The organism is Chitinophaga silvatica (genome assembly GCF_003419895.1).
GTDB lineage: Bacteria > Bacteroidota > Bacteroidia > Chitinophagales > Chitinophagaceae > Chitinophaga > Chitinophaga silvatica.
Genome location: NZ_QPMM01000013.1, coordinates 255,715 through 273,606 on the forward strand (window position 1 = coordinate 255,715; position 17,892 = coordinate 273,606).

General features: G+C 39.0%; 12 protein-coding genes. 5 read left to right on the top strand and 7 right to left on the bottom strand.

What is annotated here, in order from left to right; all coding sequences use genetic code 11:
• Positions 1-11 precede the first annotated feature (11 nt).
• Complete coding sequence (gene trhO, locus DVR12_RS23445) at positions 12-1,031, top strand: oxygen-dependent tRNA uridine(34) hydroxylase TrhO (RefSeq protein ID WP_116978241.1); 1,020 nt, start codon at positions 12-14, stop codon at positions 1,029-1,031.
• A 129-nt stretch (positions 1,032-1,160) separates the two neighbouring features.
• On the opposite strand, the gene DVR12_RS23450 is transcribed toward trhO, so the two are convergent.
• Complete coding sequence (locus tag DVR12_RS23450; protein WP_116978242.1) at positions 1,161-1,967, bottom strand: penicillin-binding transpeptidase domain-containing protein; 807 nt, start codon at positions 1,965-1,967, stop codon at positions 1,161-1,163.
• A gap of 276 nt (positions 1,968-2,243) precedes the next feature.
• On the opposite strand from DVR12_RS23450, the gene DVR12_RS23455 reads away from it, so the two are divergent.
• Genes DVR12_RS23455 through DVR12_RS23465 form a run of 3 tightly spaced genes read left to right on the top strand, consistent with a single transcriptional unit; the run spans position 2,244 to position 7,107 of the window.
• Positions 2,244-3,314: a hypothetical protein gene (locus tag DVR12_RS23455; protein WP_116978243.1), complete on the top strand. Its 1,071-nt coding sequence runs from the start codon at positions 2,244-2,246 to the stop codon at positions 3,312-3,314.
• Positions 3,315-3,326: 12 nt separating this feature from the next.
• Positions 3,327-4,667: a CHAT domain-containing protein gene (locus DVR12_RS23460; RefSeq protein WP_116978244.1), complete on the top strand. Its 1,341-nt coding sequence runs from the start codon at positions 3,327-3,329 to the stop codon at positions 4,665-4,667.
• A gap of 37 nt (positions 4,668-4,704) precedes the next feature.
• Entirely contained in the window at positions 4,705-7,107 is a 2,403-nt protein-coding gene (locus tag DVR12_RS23465; RefSeq protein WP_116978245.1) for a tetratricopeptide repeat protein, read from the top strand.
• A gap of 186 nt (positions 7,108-7,293) precedes the next feature.
• Here the strand turns inward: DVR12_RS23465 and DVR12_RS23470 are convergent, their stop codons facing one another.
• From DVR12_RS23470 to DVR12_RS23495, 6 genes are all read right to left on the bottom strand, one after another.
• A complete protein-coding gene (locus tag DVR12_RS23470) occupies positions 7,294-10,392 on the bottom strand; it encodes an efflux RND transporter permease subunit (RefSeq protein ID WP_116978246.1) in 3,099 nt (1,032 codons plus the stop codon).
• A gap of 108 nt (positions 10,393-10,500) precedes the next feature.
• Positions 10,501-11,592, bottom strand: a complete 1,092-nt coding sequence (locus DVR12_RS23475; protein ID WP_116978269.1) for an efflux RND transporter periplasmic adaptor subunit — start codon at positions 11,590-11,592, stop codon at positions 10,501-10,503.
• 4 nt (positions 11,593-11,596) lie between these two features.
• Positions 11,597-12,877 carry a TolC family protein gene (locus DVR12_RS23480; protein WP_158563351.1) on the bottom strand — a complete coding sequence of 427 codons (1,281 nt, stop codon included), beginning with the start codon at positions 12,875-12,877 and terminating at the stop codon, positions 11,597-11,599.
• Positions 12,878-12,981: 104 nt separating this feature from the next.
• Positions 12,982-14,352: a sensor histidine kinase gene (locus DVR12_RS23485; RefSeq protein WP_147323532.1), complete on the bottom strand. Its 1,371-nt coding sequence runs from the start codon at positions 14,350-14,352 to the stop codon at positions 12,982-12,984.
• Positions 14,353-14,360: 8 nt separating this feature from the next.
• Complete coding sequence (locus tag DVR12_RS23490) at positions 14,361-15,047, bottom strand: response regulator (protein ID WP_116978249.1); 687 nt, start codon at positions 15,045-15,047, stop codon at positions 14,361-14,363.
• Between the two features lie 120 nt (positions 15,048-15,167).
• Positions 15,168-17,150 (bottom strand): ABC-F family ATP-binding cassette domain-containing protein, encoded by a 1,983-nt coding sequence (locus DVR12_RS23495; protein ID WP_116978250.1) that lies wholly within the window; start codon positions 17,148-17,150, stop codon positions 15,168-15,170.
• A gap of 135 nt (positions 17,151-17,285) precedes the next feature.
• Between DVR12_RS23495 and DVR12_RS23500 the strand changes: the two genes are divergently transcribed.
• The gene (locus DVR12_RS23500) at positions 17,286-17,873 is read left to right on the top strand and encodes a DUF3347 domain-containing protein (protein ID WP_116978251.1); all 588 of its coding nucleotides are present in this window, start codon (positions 17,286-17,288) and stop codon (positions 17,871-17,873) included.
• Positions 17,874-17,892 lie beyond the last annotated feature (19 nt).

The window sequence follows — 17,892 nt, forward strand, 5'->3', positions numbered from 1 at the left end:
TCAAGCAAACAATGGCATTACACAACAGAGTATCAGCCACCGAACTAAAAGAGCGGTTGGCTTTAGAGACATTTAAGCGCGTTACTATTTCCTTCTATCAGTACGCCAAAATTACTGACCCAAAAGCTTTCAGGGATCAGTTATACACCACTTTAAATAATTTAGGAACCTTTGGCCGTATTTATGTCGCCAATGAAGGTATCAACGCTCAAATCAGTGTTCCCGAACACAACTTTGAAGCCTTCAAAGACGCATTGTATGGGGTAGACTTCCTGAATGGGATCAGATTAAACATCGCAGTGGACGATGATGGTAAGTCTTTCTATGTACTGAAAATTAAAGTACGTGATAAAATCGTTGCCGATGGAATCGAAGACCCAACCTTCGATATGGCTAACCGTGGCAAATATCTCGATGCAAAGTCATTCAATGAACTGACAAATGACCCCGATACCGTAATCGTAGACATGCGAAATCACTACGAATTCGAAGTCGGCCATTTCGAAAATGCGATCGAAGTACCATCCGATACCTTCCGCGAACAACTCCCTATGGCAGTGGATATGCTTTCCGAACAAAAGGATAAGAATATCATTATGTACTGCACCGGAGGTATTCGATGCGAAAAAGCATCGGCCTACATGCTCCATCATGGATTCAAAAATGTATTCCATTTAGAAGGTGGAATCATCGAATACACGAACAAAGCAAAAGAACAAGGTCTTCCTGTCAAGTTTAAAGGTAAAAACTTCGTATTCGACGACCGACTTGGCGAACGCATCAGCGATGATGTAATCAGCCATTGCCATCAATGCGGCGAACCTTGTGATGCACACACCAACTGCGCTAATGATGGCTGCCACCTCTTGTTTATTCAATGCGAATCCTGCGCTTCAAAATATGATGCATGCTGTAGCGAAGAATGTAAAGAAGTTCATGCCTTACCGCTAGAAGAACAGGTTGAACTCAGAAAAGGTGTCGTTAAAGGATTAATGTTTAATAAATCCAGACGCCGGTCTATTCAGCAGTAAATATCTTTAACATAATAAAGAGGAAGTATTAAAAGTATTATCCAAAATATCCGGTTACTTTTAATACTTCCTCTTTACAATTAATCTTTCCAAACTTTTCACATCCATACTGCATAAGCTATATGAATCTTATTCAATCGCATGAATCTCTTTTAAAATCGACTTTGTAATCTGTAACCTGCATTTACTGAAATTATTATTCACTGTAACCCTTTCCTTCCAGATACGCGTAGCATAAAAATATACATTGCCCGAAGTTTCAAGGTAGCCTGTCCACCACCCCATATCATAGCCATCTGGGCGTGTCCAGCCAGTCTTGGATCGGATAGTATACTGTGCTGTTTTTTCAGTGATCATAACTTCTTTGAGTATACTAATATTCCGTTTTGAAAACGGCACTTTTCCTTCATAAACACTCTTTAAAAATACTACCTGGTTTATCGGAGAAATACCAAAGGAGCCGAAGTTCCAGAAATCCGCATCTTTCTCGTTCAATTGGTTATTCCCGTAATTACATTTTTTCAGATAATATTTGTACTTATCTCTGCCTATCCGTTTTGCCAATTCTACAAACACCCATCCTGCAGAAACCTGAAATGCTTCTTTTACAGACATATCATGGTAAATATCGGGTCGGTAGCCATATTTGAGCGTATCAGTGCTACCAGGCCATCTGACGGTATCATTCTCTGTTTTAATTGTACCGGTTTCCAGCGCAATAAGCAGATTAATGATTTTGAAGGTAGATGCCGGGAGAGAGGTCTTGTAAGCATCGGCAGAATCTGAGAATATCCATTGTTTTAGTTTGTAATCATAAATAGTAGTACTTCCGCTAACGTTACAATCTTTGAAAAACTGCGAATAATCCCTGTTCTGAGCCATTGCACTAGTACCAATTAAAAATAGTGCTATACAGGCTATGTTTTTTAATGACATGAGGTTCGTTGGATATGAGTAATCAATAAGGTTTTACCAGTTAAGGCATGGGTAAATATTTCATCCAACTAAATATACTGGTTATAATTTCTTAATATACTTTTTCAGAAAGATAAAATTGAAAAATGAGGTGGCTGCTGTTATGCTGCAGTTGCTAAAATATAACTCATCTTATCAGGGAAGGAGAAGGAAAAAGTTGTATTTAATCGAAAAAAAGTATATTTTATTATCCAATAAGCTATAATCCCAGATTCTTAATCCCTTTAACCTCAGCGTATGAACTTTGATGCATTATGGAGCAAATTGCAAAAAGCTCCTACATTTGTTCCCTCCATCTTCCCGATCCCAAATTCAAATACAGATAAGAGCGAACAATTAGCTACTCCATTTGAACCAAATGAAAATTATTTTACGATAAGAGTAAATGAAATGTTTCTGTCTTATGAGAGGAAATGGTTTTCTACTTATGATCCGGTGGTATTGTCAGTTACACAGTTTAATTATGATGGTGAGAAAAAGACAGTACCTTTTGTCGTGGGGCCTGGACTTCTAAGTAATTTGCCCGCTTCAGTAAAGGTTCCGGAAGGAATGATTTATAGAAATACAACTGTAGCCGGAACTCATCCATTTAAGGGAGGTACTGTTTGTACAAGCATTATCTTATGCAGAATGCGACAGGAAAATTATTTGAGAAAGATTCTTAAGATAATAGAACAAACTGCAGGAACATATATGGGTGGATTTGCAACAATGCTCAATCCATATATGAAAGTTGCAAACATTGTATTGGATGGAATTGACCAATTATTTGATTCAGGAGATATTCATCCATTAATTGGTTATCGCAATGAAATATCGCGAAATGCATCAGACAATTTTTTGCCAGGCTATTATGTGATGATTAATATTGAAGAACACAAAATAGATGCGAAAAAATTTTTTGTAAAGGATAATATCTTACTATATGGAGATAGTTTAGCTACTGCCAAGCCTTTCCGGGCAGGAGATTATGTACTCTATAGTATAATGTCACAATCGATGAGAGACGATATAGAAGTATTGCCTGTATTTAAGCAATGGGAAGAATTGAGAGGTTATACCACTGATTTACCGGAAGTCAATGATGAGGATTGGAAACAGATAAAAGCACGCTTGTTTAGTTTGCATAATTCATTGTGGAAAAGCCCTGACCTTACCAACAAACAGGCTTCAGTACTGGCTGAAGAATATAAGCAAATAATATTACAATTAAAGGCTGCTAAAGCTTTTATGGGTGCGGATAAAATAGAAAGAAAACCTATAGCCCTTATTGATCGTGAAGCTTTGGATATTCTTAATTTAAAGTAATTAAAGGAGCCAATGGACATTAAAGAAATAAGGATAGAAATTGCCAGGAATAGGATTACGTTCATTAAACAAGAGTCTTTTCCCTATGAATCTGATCTGTCTAATGATTATTCCAAACTTGAATTACGAATTGCCAGAATATTTCATAAAGTATTAAATAAGCATAAGATCATCAATGCATTTCAAAAGAATGACTATGAGATTTTAGGAGAGATGCTTCAGAAAATTTTAATTCAGAATCAGGATGTGGTCAATTTTCTTTATCCTACTTTTTCTGATATTCAGAAGAACGCAGGAGCAAAGTGTCGCATTTTTATTCGATTTGCACAGGATGTTGATGAAATGCAGGAACTGCCATGGGAATACACATTTATATTTCCCGATCCGGAAAAAAACTATCCCATTTCTGTATCTCCTTTCTTCTGGTCAGCAGATAAAAGCCTCAAATTTGATTTTATACGGTCAGTTGCTGATGAACATCTTGTATTCGCACCTTCTCAGGATCAGGAACTTCATGTTATTTTGCTTACCACAAATGCAAGAAACAATCCTTTGAAGTATGAGCCTGAGATGTATGAATGCTTTGATAAATTACGTAGAAGATCAACAAATAAATTGTTTTATTACAAGTTGAGTAATAGAAAATTTACGGACCTGGAAAATAAGCTCAACGAAACGATTGCAATGATTCCTGGAGCATATGTGCTGCATTTTTATGGCCATTCTGAAATGACAGAGCAAGGTGGTCGAATCAGTTTTGTTGATGATAATGACAATATTCAGTGGATCAGAGATGTACATTTTGCCGACCTGATTGCAAAGGGTCTTAAACGAAAACCAGAGTTAGTAGTATTACAGGCTTGTGAGAGCGGACAGGTTGCATCTAAAGGAAAAGGGGTTGGTATTGCTCTTGCCAATAGAAAAATTCCGGCCGTATTGGCAATGCAGAATATGGTCGAGGAAAATGTGTCACAACAATTTGTTCGTAAATTTTATGAAGCGATCTTAGACGGCGAAGATGTGGGAAGTGCTACAACAAAAGCACGTGTTTTTTTAGGTTGTGAACTTAAAAAAGAGGAAGAGGAACCCGATTTTGATAACAATTCATTTGGAACACCCGTATTATTTATCTCCACTAAAGTACCTCTTCAATTAATGCCTAAATTAAATGAAGGTGTAAATCAAACAAATAAAACGCATAAGAAATGTACGCATTGTTTGCGTGAATATCCCCAAACTACCGAAGATAAGTGCATTGTAAATAATTGCACGGGAGATTTAGTTAGTGTAGGCAAATTAAAAAACCTGGCGGAAGAGGAGATGATAGATACACTGCAGAAGGACAAGGAATAATCTATTAAGAATATTTTTTTGAGTCAAATAGTTTATTATGAAATTTTCTGAAGAGGAGATTACTCAATTATTGGCTAAAAGCTATTATAAAGCTGCTATTACGAATAAAGAAAATTTTAGTCTATTCGTAAGCATGATAGAAGAATTGAGAAGTTTGCTAGTACAAGATTCATTATACCATGCATGGACGAAATTAAAGATTACAAATGAACTCTCTGATAATACAGCAAAGATCGATTTTCTCAAATCTCTGGAAGTAGATTGCTTTACTTTATTGACAACCAGCACCATATCCATGCTGCAAAAAGAATTTGCAGATGATAATAGCAGAGGATATAAGTTGTTTATACAATCTTATGTAACTGCCCTCAATTATAAAAGGCCTGATGTATACCTGAACATTTTCAGATATGATTTCCCATTTTCTGTTCAGCAAAAAGAAGAAGTAAAAGGATGGGAGAAGTTAAACAGGTACATAATGGAAGGCCGTAATGTTGAAAGTTTTTCTCTGTTAGAGAAACTAACCCATCATACAGCATTATTACCGGAGCATATTTGCGGATTAAAATTATCTCTCGCAAGAATACAACTTTATTATATACCGGATTTTAAACAGGCTGTTGTATATATAGATGAAGCTGCGAAACAGATTCCAGATAGTACGGCTGTAAAATTAATGCACGCAAATTATAATATTAAGCTACAAAAATTCGAATTTGCCAGAATCATTTTATTGGATATTCTGGTAAAGGATCCCTATAATGTCAGAGCATATCTGGGACTTGGAAATAGTTATTTTGATGAAGGAAAATTAGAGGCGGCGGAAAAATGGTATCTGGATGGACTTCAAATTAATGTTTTTTTTGTAGATCTGATTAAAAAATTGATCACTTTATATGGAAGTACTTCACTTTTTAGTGTTAAGAAAAATGAGATTCATGAGTTAGTACAAAAAAGTGCTGCTGTCCACGAAGGAAGAAAAGATTCAAATGCTCTATACATCATTTATTGCAAGGCTGCTGATATGTTTATGTTTCAGAAAGACTACGAAACAGCAGAAACCTATTTTCAAAAAGCACTTGCCTCTGACCATTCCTATCCTTATGCCTACATCCGAATGGGAACATTGAATGCAGAGAAGGAAAATTACCAACAGGCGAATCAATGGTTAGAGGATGCCCTTCTTATGGATGAAGATAATTATGAGGTATTATGGGAATATGGAAAGCTGCATGGCAGCATGAAAAATATGGATAAAGCTTTAGCTGTATTCAATAAATGTATTTCCTTGCAACCAATAATGAAGACACGCATATATACGCATATCGGATTGCTGTATAATGCTGAAAATAAATATGATGAAGCTATAGCCTGGCTTCAGAAGTCGAAAGATGCCGAACCTGATGAGAAACAGCACTACAATAACTTATTGGAAGTATACGCAGCACAGAATAATCTATCCGCTGAAGAAGAATTGTTAAAAGAAGCAAGTAACAAGTGGCCCGATGATGCCGGTATTTTCAATGATCTTGCTGTGAATTTATTTAGCCAGGATAAATTTGAAGAAGCCCTTGTTGTAGCATTGAAAGCGGTGGAATTAAATGATTCTCAGGATATTTTTTACCGAAATCTGGCATCTATTTACAGAAAATTGGGAAACAAAACAGAGTTGATAAAAGCATTGAAACGTGCTTATGAAATAAATCCTAGTGCGAGAAACTGCAATAATTTGGGAGTTGCCCACTTTAATAATGAACAATATGAAGAAGCTATTTTCTTTTACAAGGAAGCCCTTGAAAAGGATAATAGCAATGTGATCATGTATGGTAATCTCGCAATAGCTTATGAAAGGATGGGTGATGATACTAATGCAGAATTGATATGGAAGGAAAGTTGTGAATTAGAACAACCTGCTGGTAATATGATGTTTCATTTGGGTAACTTTTATGCGGCCAGGTCTAGGTATGATGAGGCATTGGAATGTTATAAGAAACTCAGTGACGAAAAAAATGAGAACATTTCGTACCTGCTTAAAATTGCTGATATATATAAGAAAAAAGGTGAATGGCTGAAGGCCCTTGAGTATTATCAGCAAATCATAATGCTAACCCCTGAGGATGCTAATATACACCTGATGACAGGAGAGCTTTATTTGGAGATGAAAGATGGAGACAGGAGCGCTAATATTGAGAAGGCAATATTACATACGAAAAATGCTATTGATATTAAGGCAACCGGAAATGGGTACCTGAACCTGGCAATGGCTTATCTGAAAAACGGTGATGAAACCAATTCCGAAAAATACTTTCTTTTAGCTACTGAAACAGAACCTGAAAATAAGAATTTCCGAAATGCTGTCGCTTCATTTTATCTTCAGCAACATAAACCAGAACGGGCATCGGAATTTTTAGACTTTAATAAAGATGAATTGACTGTTTGATAGAATTGTAGTCAGAACAGCTCTAACCTGCACCTTATTTCTATTTATTGCTAGAATTAAAAATTCCGCCCCGCGTGGTTTCATCTCAGCAGGGCGGAGTAGGATGATCAATCAATAGTAGCTCGATCATTCTATCAACCTATATGCGAACTAAACTAGTAGGTAGCCTTATCGGCTACCACTATTTTACAACTGTGCTTTTTTACCTTTATACGCATTGTAGAAAATAATCGGAAACACCAACAACGTTAATACTGTAGCTGTAATTAATCCTCCGATCACTACTATCGCTAATGGCTTCTGTGTTTCAGAACCAATACCATGAGACAATGCTGCCGGTACAAGTCCGATAGCCGCCATAAGCGCTGTCATCACAACCGGTCGAACCCTGCTCTGAACGCCTAGTCTGATAGAATCATTTAACGACATTCTCTGCTCCAGGTTCTTATGGAATACAGAAATAAGAATTACCCCATTCTGAATACAAATTCCAAATAGTGCAATAAATCCTACACCGGCAGAAATACCAAAGTTCATTCCTGTTACGTGTAATGCCAGAATACCACCAATCAATGCAAATGGCACATTCATCAATACAAGTCCTGCATCCTTCACATTACTTAACATGATAAACAAGATCATGAAAATAGCTACTATACTGATTGGTACTACCTGACCTAAACGTTTGGTAGCACGAACCTGATTTTCAAACTCACCCGTCCAACCAATGCTATAGCCTTTAGGAAGCTTTATTGCCTGGTTGATTTTAGATTGTGCTTCTGCAATAGTACTTCCGAGATCCCTGTCACGTACCGAGAATTTTACGCCTATAAAACGCTTATTATTATCTCGGTAAATGAAAGCCGGACCAGTAATTGTTTTGATCTCAGAAATTTCTTTTAATGGTACTTTGTTATTGTTAATTGTAGGAACCATCAGATTGGCCAGGTCATCTTCTGTTTTTCTGTAGTTCTCATCATAACGTATGCGGATATCGAATTTCTTTTCTCCTTCGTAAAGCTGTGTAGCTGTTTTACCACCAATCGCCATTTCAATTACAGCCTGCGCATCGGCGGTTGCTACGCCATACTGCGCCATTTTATTATCATCGAGGTTGATGCTCATTTCAGGCTGCCCGATGTTTCTGATAACACCAAGATCCTTAATCCCGGTAACAGTTGTCAATTGAGCAATGGCCTGCTGAGATAATGCTTCCAGTTTTACCAGATCATCACCATAAATCTTAACACCATTAGCCGCTTTAAAACCAGCTACGGCTTCTGATACGTTATCGCTGATAGGTTGTGAGAAGTTCAGGACAATACCCGGATATTTCTTTAATCTTCCTTCCATCTCACTAATCAATTCATCCTGCGTTATTTTGCGTTTCCACTCTTCTTTTGGAGCCAGATCTACCTGGTATTGCACAAAGTAAAAACCGTTGGGGTCTGTACCATCATTGGACCTTCCAACCTGTGATAATACTCTCTTTACTTCAGGGAAGCCTCCGAGGTCACCCCTGATATCATGTGCCATCTTTGTACTTTCGGTAAGCGACATGCTCATCGGAAGTTCAGTGGTTACCCAAAGCGAGCCTTCATTTAACTGAGGAAGGAATTCTGTTCCAAGGAACTTGGCAGAAAAGAAGGTGAGTGCCATAAATATAAGCGCTGCCGTTAAGCTCAATTTCTTATTTCTGAAGGTCCATCCAAAACCGTTCATTACGATTTTATCAAAGAAGCTAACGATTACGTTATGTTTCTCTCTTACATTTTTATTTAGAAGGATAGAACAGAATACCGGTACCAGCGTAAGTGTAAACAGGAGGGCACCGAGCAATGCAAAACCTAATGTCCATGCGAGAGGGGAGAACATTTTACCTTCAACTTTCTGGAAAGAGAAGATAGGTACTAAGGAGATGATGATAATAAGTTTGGAGAAGAATATTGCTTTAGCCAGTTCTCCACCTGTTTGTTTGATCCAACCTAATTTGGCCATGCGGTTAAATCTTTCCATCCCATATTTCTTCGCTTTGTGATCCAGCATTACAAATATACCTTCTACCATCACCACGGCTCCATCTATGATAATACCAAAATCGATGGCTCCCATTGAAAGGAGATTGGCGCTCATTCCTTTAATCTTCAAGCACATAAAGGCGAAAAGCAATGCCAGCGGAATAATGATAGAAACGATTACTGTAGTACGCCAATCGGCCATAAACAGGAACACGATCACCGTTACAAACACAATACCTTCAACGAGGTTATGCATAACGGTATGTGTACAGAAGGTCATCAGATTATCCCTGTCGTAAAAGGTTTCCATCTTTACATCTTCTGGTAGCACCGTTTCATTCAGCTCCTTCAGCTTTTCCTTAAGGCGCTCCAGTACTTCAGATGGATTTTCTCCTTTACGCATTACTACAATTCCTTCTACCAGATCATCTTCTTTGTCTATCCCTACTTGTCCAACTCTTGGTGCAGAGGCTTCCCTGACATTTGCCAGATCCTTCACCAGCAGCGGTACTCCGTTATTGTTCTGGATGATGATGTTATTGATATCCTGGATGCTGTTGAGCAACCCAATTCCACGTACCACATAAGCCTGTCCGTTTTTTTCAATAACATCTCCGCCCACATTTACATTACTTTTTGTAACTGCCTGATAAAGCTCTAAAGGGGTAATATCGTATTTGGCTAAACGAATAGGGTCAGCAGAGATTTCATATATTTTTTCCTGTCCACCGAAGGCTACAACGTCTGCGACGCCTGGTACACTTCTGATCTGACGGTCTATTACCCAGTTTTGCCAGGTAAGCAGGTCTCTCGAATCTCTTTTACTACTTTTTAAATAATATCTGAAGATCTCTCCGGTAGGGCCGTAGGGAGGCTGAACTTCCGGTTCTGCACCTTCGGGCAAACCAATGCCGGCGAGCATGTTATTTACCTGCTGCCTGGCAAAGAAATCTTCCACATCATCTTCAAACATGATTTTAACCACCGACAGGCCAAACATAGTAACAGAACGTACACTTGTTTTCTTTTGTACCGCATTCATAGATACTTCTATTGGCAGCGTTACAAATCTTTCTACTTCCTGCGCACTACGCCCATTCCATTTTGTAACAATTACAATTTGTGTGTTGGTTACATCTGGGAATGCTTCGATAGGTGTATGGATAAACGAAAATACTCCGGCTACTATCAGTATGGCTACTCCGATGAACACAAATAATTTGTTCTTCAGCGAAAACGCCACAATATTTCTAATGAATTTATTCATAAATCCTTTCTTTAGAATGATATGCTAATCCTTTTGGTATAAGGATTTCCTGTACCTGTTGCATCAGGAGGCAACAGATAATTTTGAATCGATCATAATAAGAATGCACTAATCTTTCAGTGCATCGTAAATGAGCAATTGATTTTTAGAGATCACCTTCTCATCGGCATTTAGGCCGGAAGAGAGATAGGTAACATCGCCTGCAGTTTTGGCTACTTCTACCTGGCGTACTGCGATGTTGAATTTATCTTTGAATACCAATACAAAGTTCTTGCTGTTATCAAAAATTACGGCTGCTGAAGGCACTGCAACTTTCTGATCCTTATCCTCATATTTTACATACACTGTGGCAAACATTTCAGGTTTCAGCAACATATTTTTGTTGTCGATCCTGATTCTTACCTGCATTGTTTTGGTAGTAGGGTCCAGGAAATTGTAGATTTTATCAATCTTTCCATGGAATGGCTGGTCAGGATAGCTTACTGTAACTACGTCGGCTTCATATCCTTCCTTGATGCGGGCAATATCCGTTTCAAATACATTTGCCATTACCCATACATCATCCAGCTCAGAGATGGTAAAGATATTGCTACTGTTATCGGTTCTGATCTCCATATTGTTATTGATATTTTTTTCAATAACATAACCTGAAATAGGGGCGGAAACCAGGTAGGTAGCACCTTTCCCTTTGCGATATATTTTAAAGAGATCATTCAAACGGGTGATTTCCGCTTCTGCTTTCTGTAGCTCTCCTCTGGCGTTTACTACATCCTTTTCGGTGCTTAAGCGACTGGCAAAAAGATCTTCAGCTACTTTCAGGTTTTTATCTGCCACATTGCGATCAGATTTTGCTTGTGCCAATTGTTTTTCATAATCGGCAATTTCAGCACTATGGATCACTGCAAGTACTTGTCCTTTCTGCACATAATCACCAAGTTGAACTTTAATATCTTCAACATAACCACTCACCAGGGGATAAACCTTAAGTACTTTTCCTCCATTTGGAGCTACTTTTCCTGAGAGGCGAAGCTCATTTTTTACGGGTTCAATATGTGCGGTATCTATGCGGATATTTTTTAGCATGGTATCGCTAAGTACGAATGTAGCTTTCTCGGTTCCTTCTGCCTGACTGGGTTTGCAGCTGGTCCAGAAGCCTGCTGCCAGCAGCGAAAAGCCAACTATTAGTATAGGCTGTTTCATATGCTTATTTTTTAAATAGTTCTTGTCCTGTTGCATAATTGAGTTCCTCATACGCATTCACCCTTTTGGATAGGAATGTGTTTATGTTTTTAGCGTTATCGCTATAGCTGTTGAAGTAATCAATAAATTGAAGTAGTGTGATATTACCTTTGCTGAAGTTCTTTGCCACCTCATTGATCAGTGTGTCGAATTCGCCCTGAAACTGGTGCAGGTCAAAGCTTTTATAGCGCTTTTCCAGCGTAATAATCTGTTGCCATGCATTAAGTACTTCTGTTTGGGCAATTGATTGCTGTTGCAGTAGCTGTTGCTGATTCACTTTAATTTGAGAGGCGGCTGAGCGTATATTCCCCTGATTTCTGTTCCATAATGGAAGGTCAATTCCCAAGGTTAGACCAACAAAGTTATCGACATAACTACCTTGTTTGTCGTAACTGGCGCCAACATGAAGATCCGGAACTGCCATTGCTTTCTGCAAACGATAATTTAAATGGGCCGTTTGATATTCTAAATCCGCAACCCTTACATCTGGCCTGTTAATACCTGCTGTGTCTAGTAACTGCTGCAGTTGTAACTTATCCAGGCTATATGAAGCCAATTCTGTAGAACCCAGTCTGGCTTCATAAAAATCGTGGGAATGTAGCAACTGTTGTAGGTTTTTTTGCGATTCAAGTTCCTGTTGCTTTAGGTCGGCATAATCGTTTTCCAATCCCACCTGTAAGGCCTGTAACCTAATCAGGTCTGCATGCGCTACACTCCCTTTCTGATCTGCATCCACATACGCTTTAACGATAGTTTGCAGATTATCTAACTGCTCTTTTAATACTTTTCCGGTTTGTTGTTGGTAATACAGATTGAAATAATTCTCTCTCAGCTGAAGTTTAAGGGTACGTAAAAGTTCATCGAACGTAGCTTCACTCATTCGTGTAGCCGTAGTTGCGAGCTGAATGTTCTTGTTTCTTTTGCCGGCCAGCTGAATAAGCTGGTCAATGCTGTAGCCGGTTTCACCATCTTTACCTATCTTAAAAGGCTGTATGTTATTGGTGCTGCCAAAACCCAATAACGCACTAAAAGAGGGATTACTCCAAATTTTGGCTTGCCGTATCAATGCCTGTGAAGCGTCGATCTGATAGCGTTGTGCAAGAAGTGCATAGTTCCTTACTAAAAATGAATCTTCTACAGTTTGAAGAGATATAGGTTGGAGGGTTGATGTTTGCGCCTGTGTTGATTGAATAAAGCCCAGGCAAATCACTCCTGCTGTTAGCAACAGCTTCCTGATTGTTCGCATAATGCCCAATTTCATCTTACAAAACTCAGTAAGTTGAATTAAAGGGGCCTTTAAGAGAGATTAAAATAAAATTAAAATGAATTTAGAATGGAATTAAAACAAAATTAGAGATGTGGCAGCATCACTGTAAATGTGGTGCCTTCAGTAGGAGATGAGGTGACTGTAATATGCCCATTGTGAATTTGCACAATTTTTTTACAGATAGATAAACCGAGTCCGTGACCCCTTATCTGTAGGGCATTCTGGCCTCTGTAGAATGGTTCAAATATTTTATTTATTTCAATAGGAGGGATGCCTATTCCGTTGTCCTTTATTTGAATTAAAATATATTGAGTGAAGAAGTCTATTGTTACCAGTGCAGTATTATTTTCAGAAAATTTACAGGCATTATCTATCAGATTCAGAAAAAGTACTTTAAGCAGATTCTCATTCCCATGGCAGGTTACCAGCATATCATTATCCGGTACTTTCACGAAATGAATATCTACCTTACTCGAATTTTTTTGCTTTAACCGGATAAGTGTCGGCATTTCCAGGAGTAATTCATCTATGCGTACATCGCTGCCTACAAAGCCTTCCTGCCGCATTTCCGACTGCGCTAACTGCAACAAGCCATTCGACAGGTCGGATAAATTTTCTGCATCTTCCAGCAGCGATGCTAAAAGCGTAACATATTCTTCATGCGAACGATCTTTGGATAAAGCTACCTGTAATTGGCTGATAATGGCGGCTAATGGGGTTCTTAGCTCATGGGAGGCATTGCTTACAAAACTTTTTTGCAGATGAAACGATTCACTCAGGCGTTGCAACATCGTATTAAAGTTGGCTCCCAGTTTTGATATTTCATCTTTACCTTTAACTGCTACCTGGGTATCCTGCAGGTTATTCGCGTTAATACTATCTACCTGTTCTACCAGCTTGTCTATCGGCTGCACCATTTTCCTGGCAAAGAAATATCCGACTCCTACAAGCACTACGATGGCTATTAATAATTCTATCAGTAAGATCTGCCTTAAATTTTGCAGATTCTGAAACCCATATTTATCAAATGACGATACTATCACTATAACAGAAACGGTACCTTCCGTGTAATATACTCCTACAACTTCTCCATTGCCTTTATCGTAACTATAGAGGTTATTTTCTTTAATATAGGCGAGTAGTGCAGGATTAGTACGGATAGTAGTATCTTTTAGATTACTATATAAAAGATCATAACCAGGGTTATAAACGAGAATAGTTTCTTTATAAAGATCCTGAAATGTGGTTCTGTCGAGCTTTCTTAATAAATCCACTTTCACATTTCCATCTTCAATAATTACATTGGCAATTGAACGGGCACGGTATTCAAGTCTTTCCAGGTACTCTGCCTTACGCGACTTAGCTGAAAAATAATAGGCCAGGCCTGCAAATGCAATGAGCATCAGCGTAGCCGACAGGGTATAATAAAGCGCTATTTTATACTTGATTTTCAATGCTGCTCCTATTCTTCAGAGAGGTAATATCCCATACCTGTTTTGGTATGCAGTAATTTTTGTTCAAAATCCTTATCTATCTTCTTTCTTAAAAAGTTCATATACACTTCAATAACATTAGTACCTGTATCAAAGTCTATATCCCATACTTTCTCGGCTATGGTCAGCTTGGAGATAACTTTTCCTTTATGCATGGCGAGAAATTCGAGTAGCTGATATTCTTTTGCGGTTAATGCAATTTTCTTTCCTCCGCGGGTAACATCTTTTTTTTCACGGTCTATTTCCAGATCGGCAATACTGATCTTATATTGAGTACCATGGGTGGCTTCAGAACCAGCTCTTTTAAGAAATACCCTGATACGTGCCAGTAATTCCCTGAAATCGAAGGGTTTTACCAGGTAATCATCAGCCCCCAGTTCAAAGGCCTGCATTTTATCCTCCATTCCTCCCAGTGCGGTGAGCATAATCACCGGCACCCGGTTATTTTTCTGGCGGATAACTTCGCAAATTTCATATCCATTGTTATGTGGAAGATTCAGGTCCAGTATTACCAGATCGTAGTGATTACCGGTTACAAGTCCTTTTCCCATACGGCCGTCGTAGGCTACATCAACTTCAAATCCATTTTCCTCAAGCCCTTTTTTAACGGCATTGGCTACTTTTACTTCATCTTCAACGACCAATATTTTCTGCATGGATGTAAAATTTATTTCTCGCAAAGAATAAAAGGAGGCAAAGAAGCATAAGATTTTCTTTAAATAGATTAGATGAAAAACTTGTGTCTCTTTGCCTCCTTTTATTCTTTGCGAGAAAGATCAACTGGTAAGATTTGCTTCCAGGTTCATTATTTTTTCGAAGAGCTGTTCGTATTGTTCATTCGCTTTTTCAAGAAAACGCTGTACTTCCTGGTATTCGCTTTCTACCTGCGCAAATTTAACTTTATTGCTATATGTATCCGGCGTTCCCAAAGAAGCTTCCAGTCCTGCCTTTCTTTCTTTCAAACTAGCTACCTGGCTTTCTACCTGTCCAAACTGTTTTTGCAGTTTCTGTAGTTCTCTTTGTACTTCTTTATTAATGGCGGTGGTTTTAGTGCTGGCAGGAGTGGCTGCCGGAGTCGGAGCTGCTGCCTGTGTTGTAGCTTTCTGCTCTTTTTTGGATTCAGCATTCGACTTTCCGCCATTTGCTGACTGCTGTTGGGCAGCCATTCTCTTCTTCCATTCTTCGTACTCGGTATATGTACCTTTGAACTCCTTGATTTCGCCATTAATGATTTCCCAGATTTTGTTGGCTGTCTGGCTAACAAAATAACGGTCGTGCGATACAAGTACCAGGCTACCGTCATATTTGTTCAGGGCGTCAATCAACATCTGCACTGAGTTCATATCAAGGTGGTTGGTCGGCTCATCGAGCATCAGGAAGTTGGCCTGGCTAATAATAGTTTTAGCTAATGCCACCCTGGCTTTTTCACCTCCCGAAAGTATCTTGATTTTTTTGAATACATCGTCTCCGGTAAATAAAAAGCATCCTAAAAGCTGACGTAATTCAAGTTCCGTTTTACCACTACCGAAGTTTTTCAACTCGTCGAGGATTTCGCTTGCCAGATCTAAGGATTCGAGCTGGTGCTGCGCATAAAAACTTGTTACAACATTATGGCCGGGAACTCTTTCTCCACCCATTTCTTCCATACCGGCAATAATACGTAGGAGAGTAGATTTACCCTTACCGTTAGCTCCGATCAGGGCAATTTTATCACCACGATTGATTTCTGCACTTGTATTCTTTAAGATAGAAATATCTCCGTAATTTTTACTGATATTATTTAGCGTACAGAGAATTTTTCCCGGAGTTTTATCGACGGTAAAGTTGATTCTGATTTTGCTTGGCCCATTATCTACCTGTTCAACTCTTTCAAGTTTATCGAGTCTTTTGGCAATACTCTGTGCCTGTGCAGCTTTGGAAGCTTTAGCTTTAAATCGCTCAATAAAGCGTTCCTGCTGGCGAATATAATCCTGCTGATTTTCGTAAGCGCGTTGCTGCATTTCCCGACGAAGTTCTTTTTCCACTTCATAATCGGCATAGGAGCCAGAATAATGGTGCAGTTGCTGCTGGTAAACCTCAACAATCTTGTTCACCATACGATCCAGGAAGAAACGGTCGTGCGATACAATAATCACAGCGCCGTTGTAACCAATCAGGTATCTTTCCAGCCATTCGATAGACGGGAGGTCAAGGTGGTTGGTAGGCTCATCGAGCATGAGTACATCTGGTTGCTGCAGAATCAGTCGGGCCAATAATACCCTCATTCTCCAACCTCCGGAAAACTCGCTGTATGGCCTGTCGAGATCGGCTGTGGTAAAGCCTAATCCTTCCAATACCTGAGCTGTTTTATGTTTCATGTTGTAACCATCCAGCGCTTCAAATTCATGTAATTTGTCGCTGAATTCGTGCAACAGTTCATCGGTCTGATTTTCTTCCAGTTCTTTGGTAATTCTTTCAATATCTTTCTCCAGTTCCAATGCCTTACCAAAAGCCATCATCCCAACTGTCAGAATAGATTCATCAGTTTCGAAGCTGAGGAGGTCCTGGTTGAAGAAACCAATCGAAAGATTTTTACTTTTATTAACACTTCCTCTGGAAACAGAATATTCACCATTAATAATCCTTAACAGGGTAGACTTACCGGTTCCATTTAATCCGATAAGACCTACACGGTCGCCTGGTTCTATATGCCAGGAAGAATCTTCCAGAATTACCCTGGAGCCAAACTCAAACGTTATATCCTGTAATGCGATCAACATAAAATGAAAAAAATTGAATAAAAAACGTGCAAAGTTACACATTTTTCGCGGGATTTCAGGAGTTTATACCTATTTATAGGGCTGCTGCTAATTAGACCGTATTTTTAATAGTTTTGTAACAAAGATTTTAGCACTATGACTTTTAAGATATTCGTTACCGTAGGTTGCCTGGGAATCGCTACTGGCCTGGTTTCCTGTCATAACAACAAGGCACAGGAAGAACCATCCGAAGCTCTGCAGACAGCCGCCCTGCAAGCGCCCTACGACCCGGTGTTTTACGATTCCCTACGCGCGACTTTACAAACATATTACCAATTAACAGATATTTTGACGGCAGACGACAGCAGTGCCATTAATCCTATTGCCATCACCCTGAAATCCCATATCGATAGCCTGCCTATAGGTTTATTGCAAATGGATAGTACCAAATTGGCCGATATAACCGGAATTACCGGTAGCATCAGCGCCGAATTAGTTGGTATGCAGGGCGAAACAACTTTCGAAGGCAAACGGGCCTCTTTCCAAATGGTATCCGATATGTTGTTCGACCTGATTAAAAGAACCGGGTTGAAAGGAGATACTATCTATCACCAATTTTGCCCAATGGCCTTCGATGATAAAGGAGCCTTCTGGCTCAGCAAACAGCCAGGAATAAGGAATCCCTATTTTGGTAAAGAAATGTTAACCTGTGGAGAAACAAAGGATACCCTGATTTACAAATAGACATAGATGGTTTCATGAA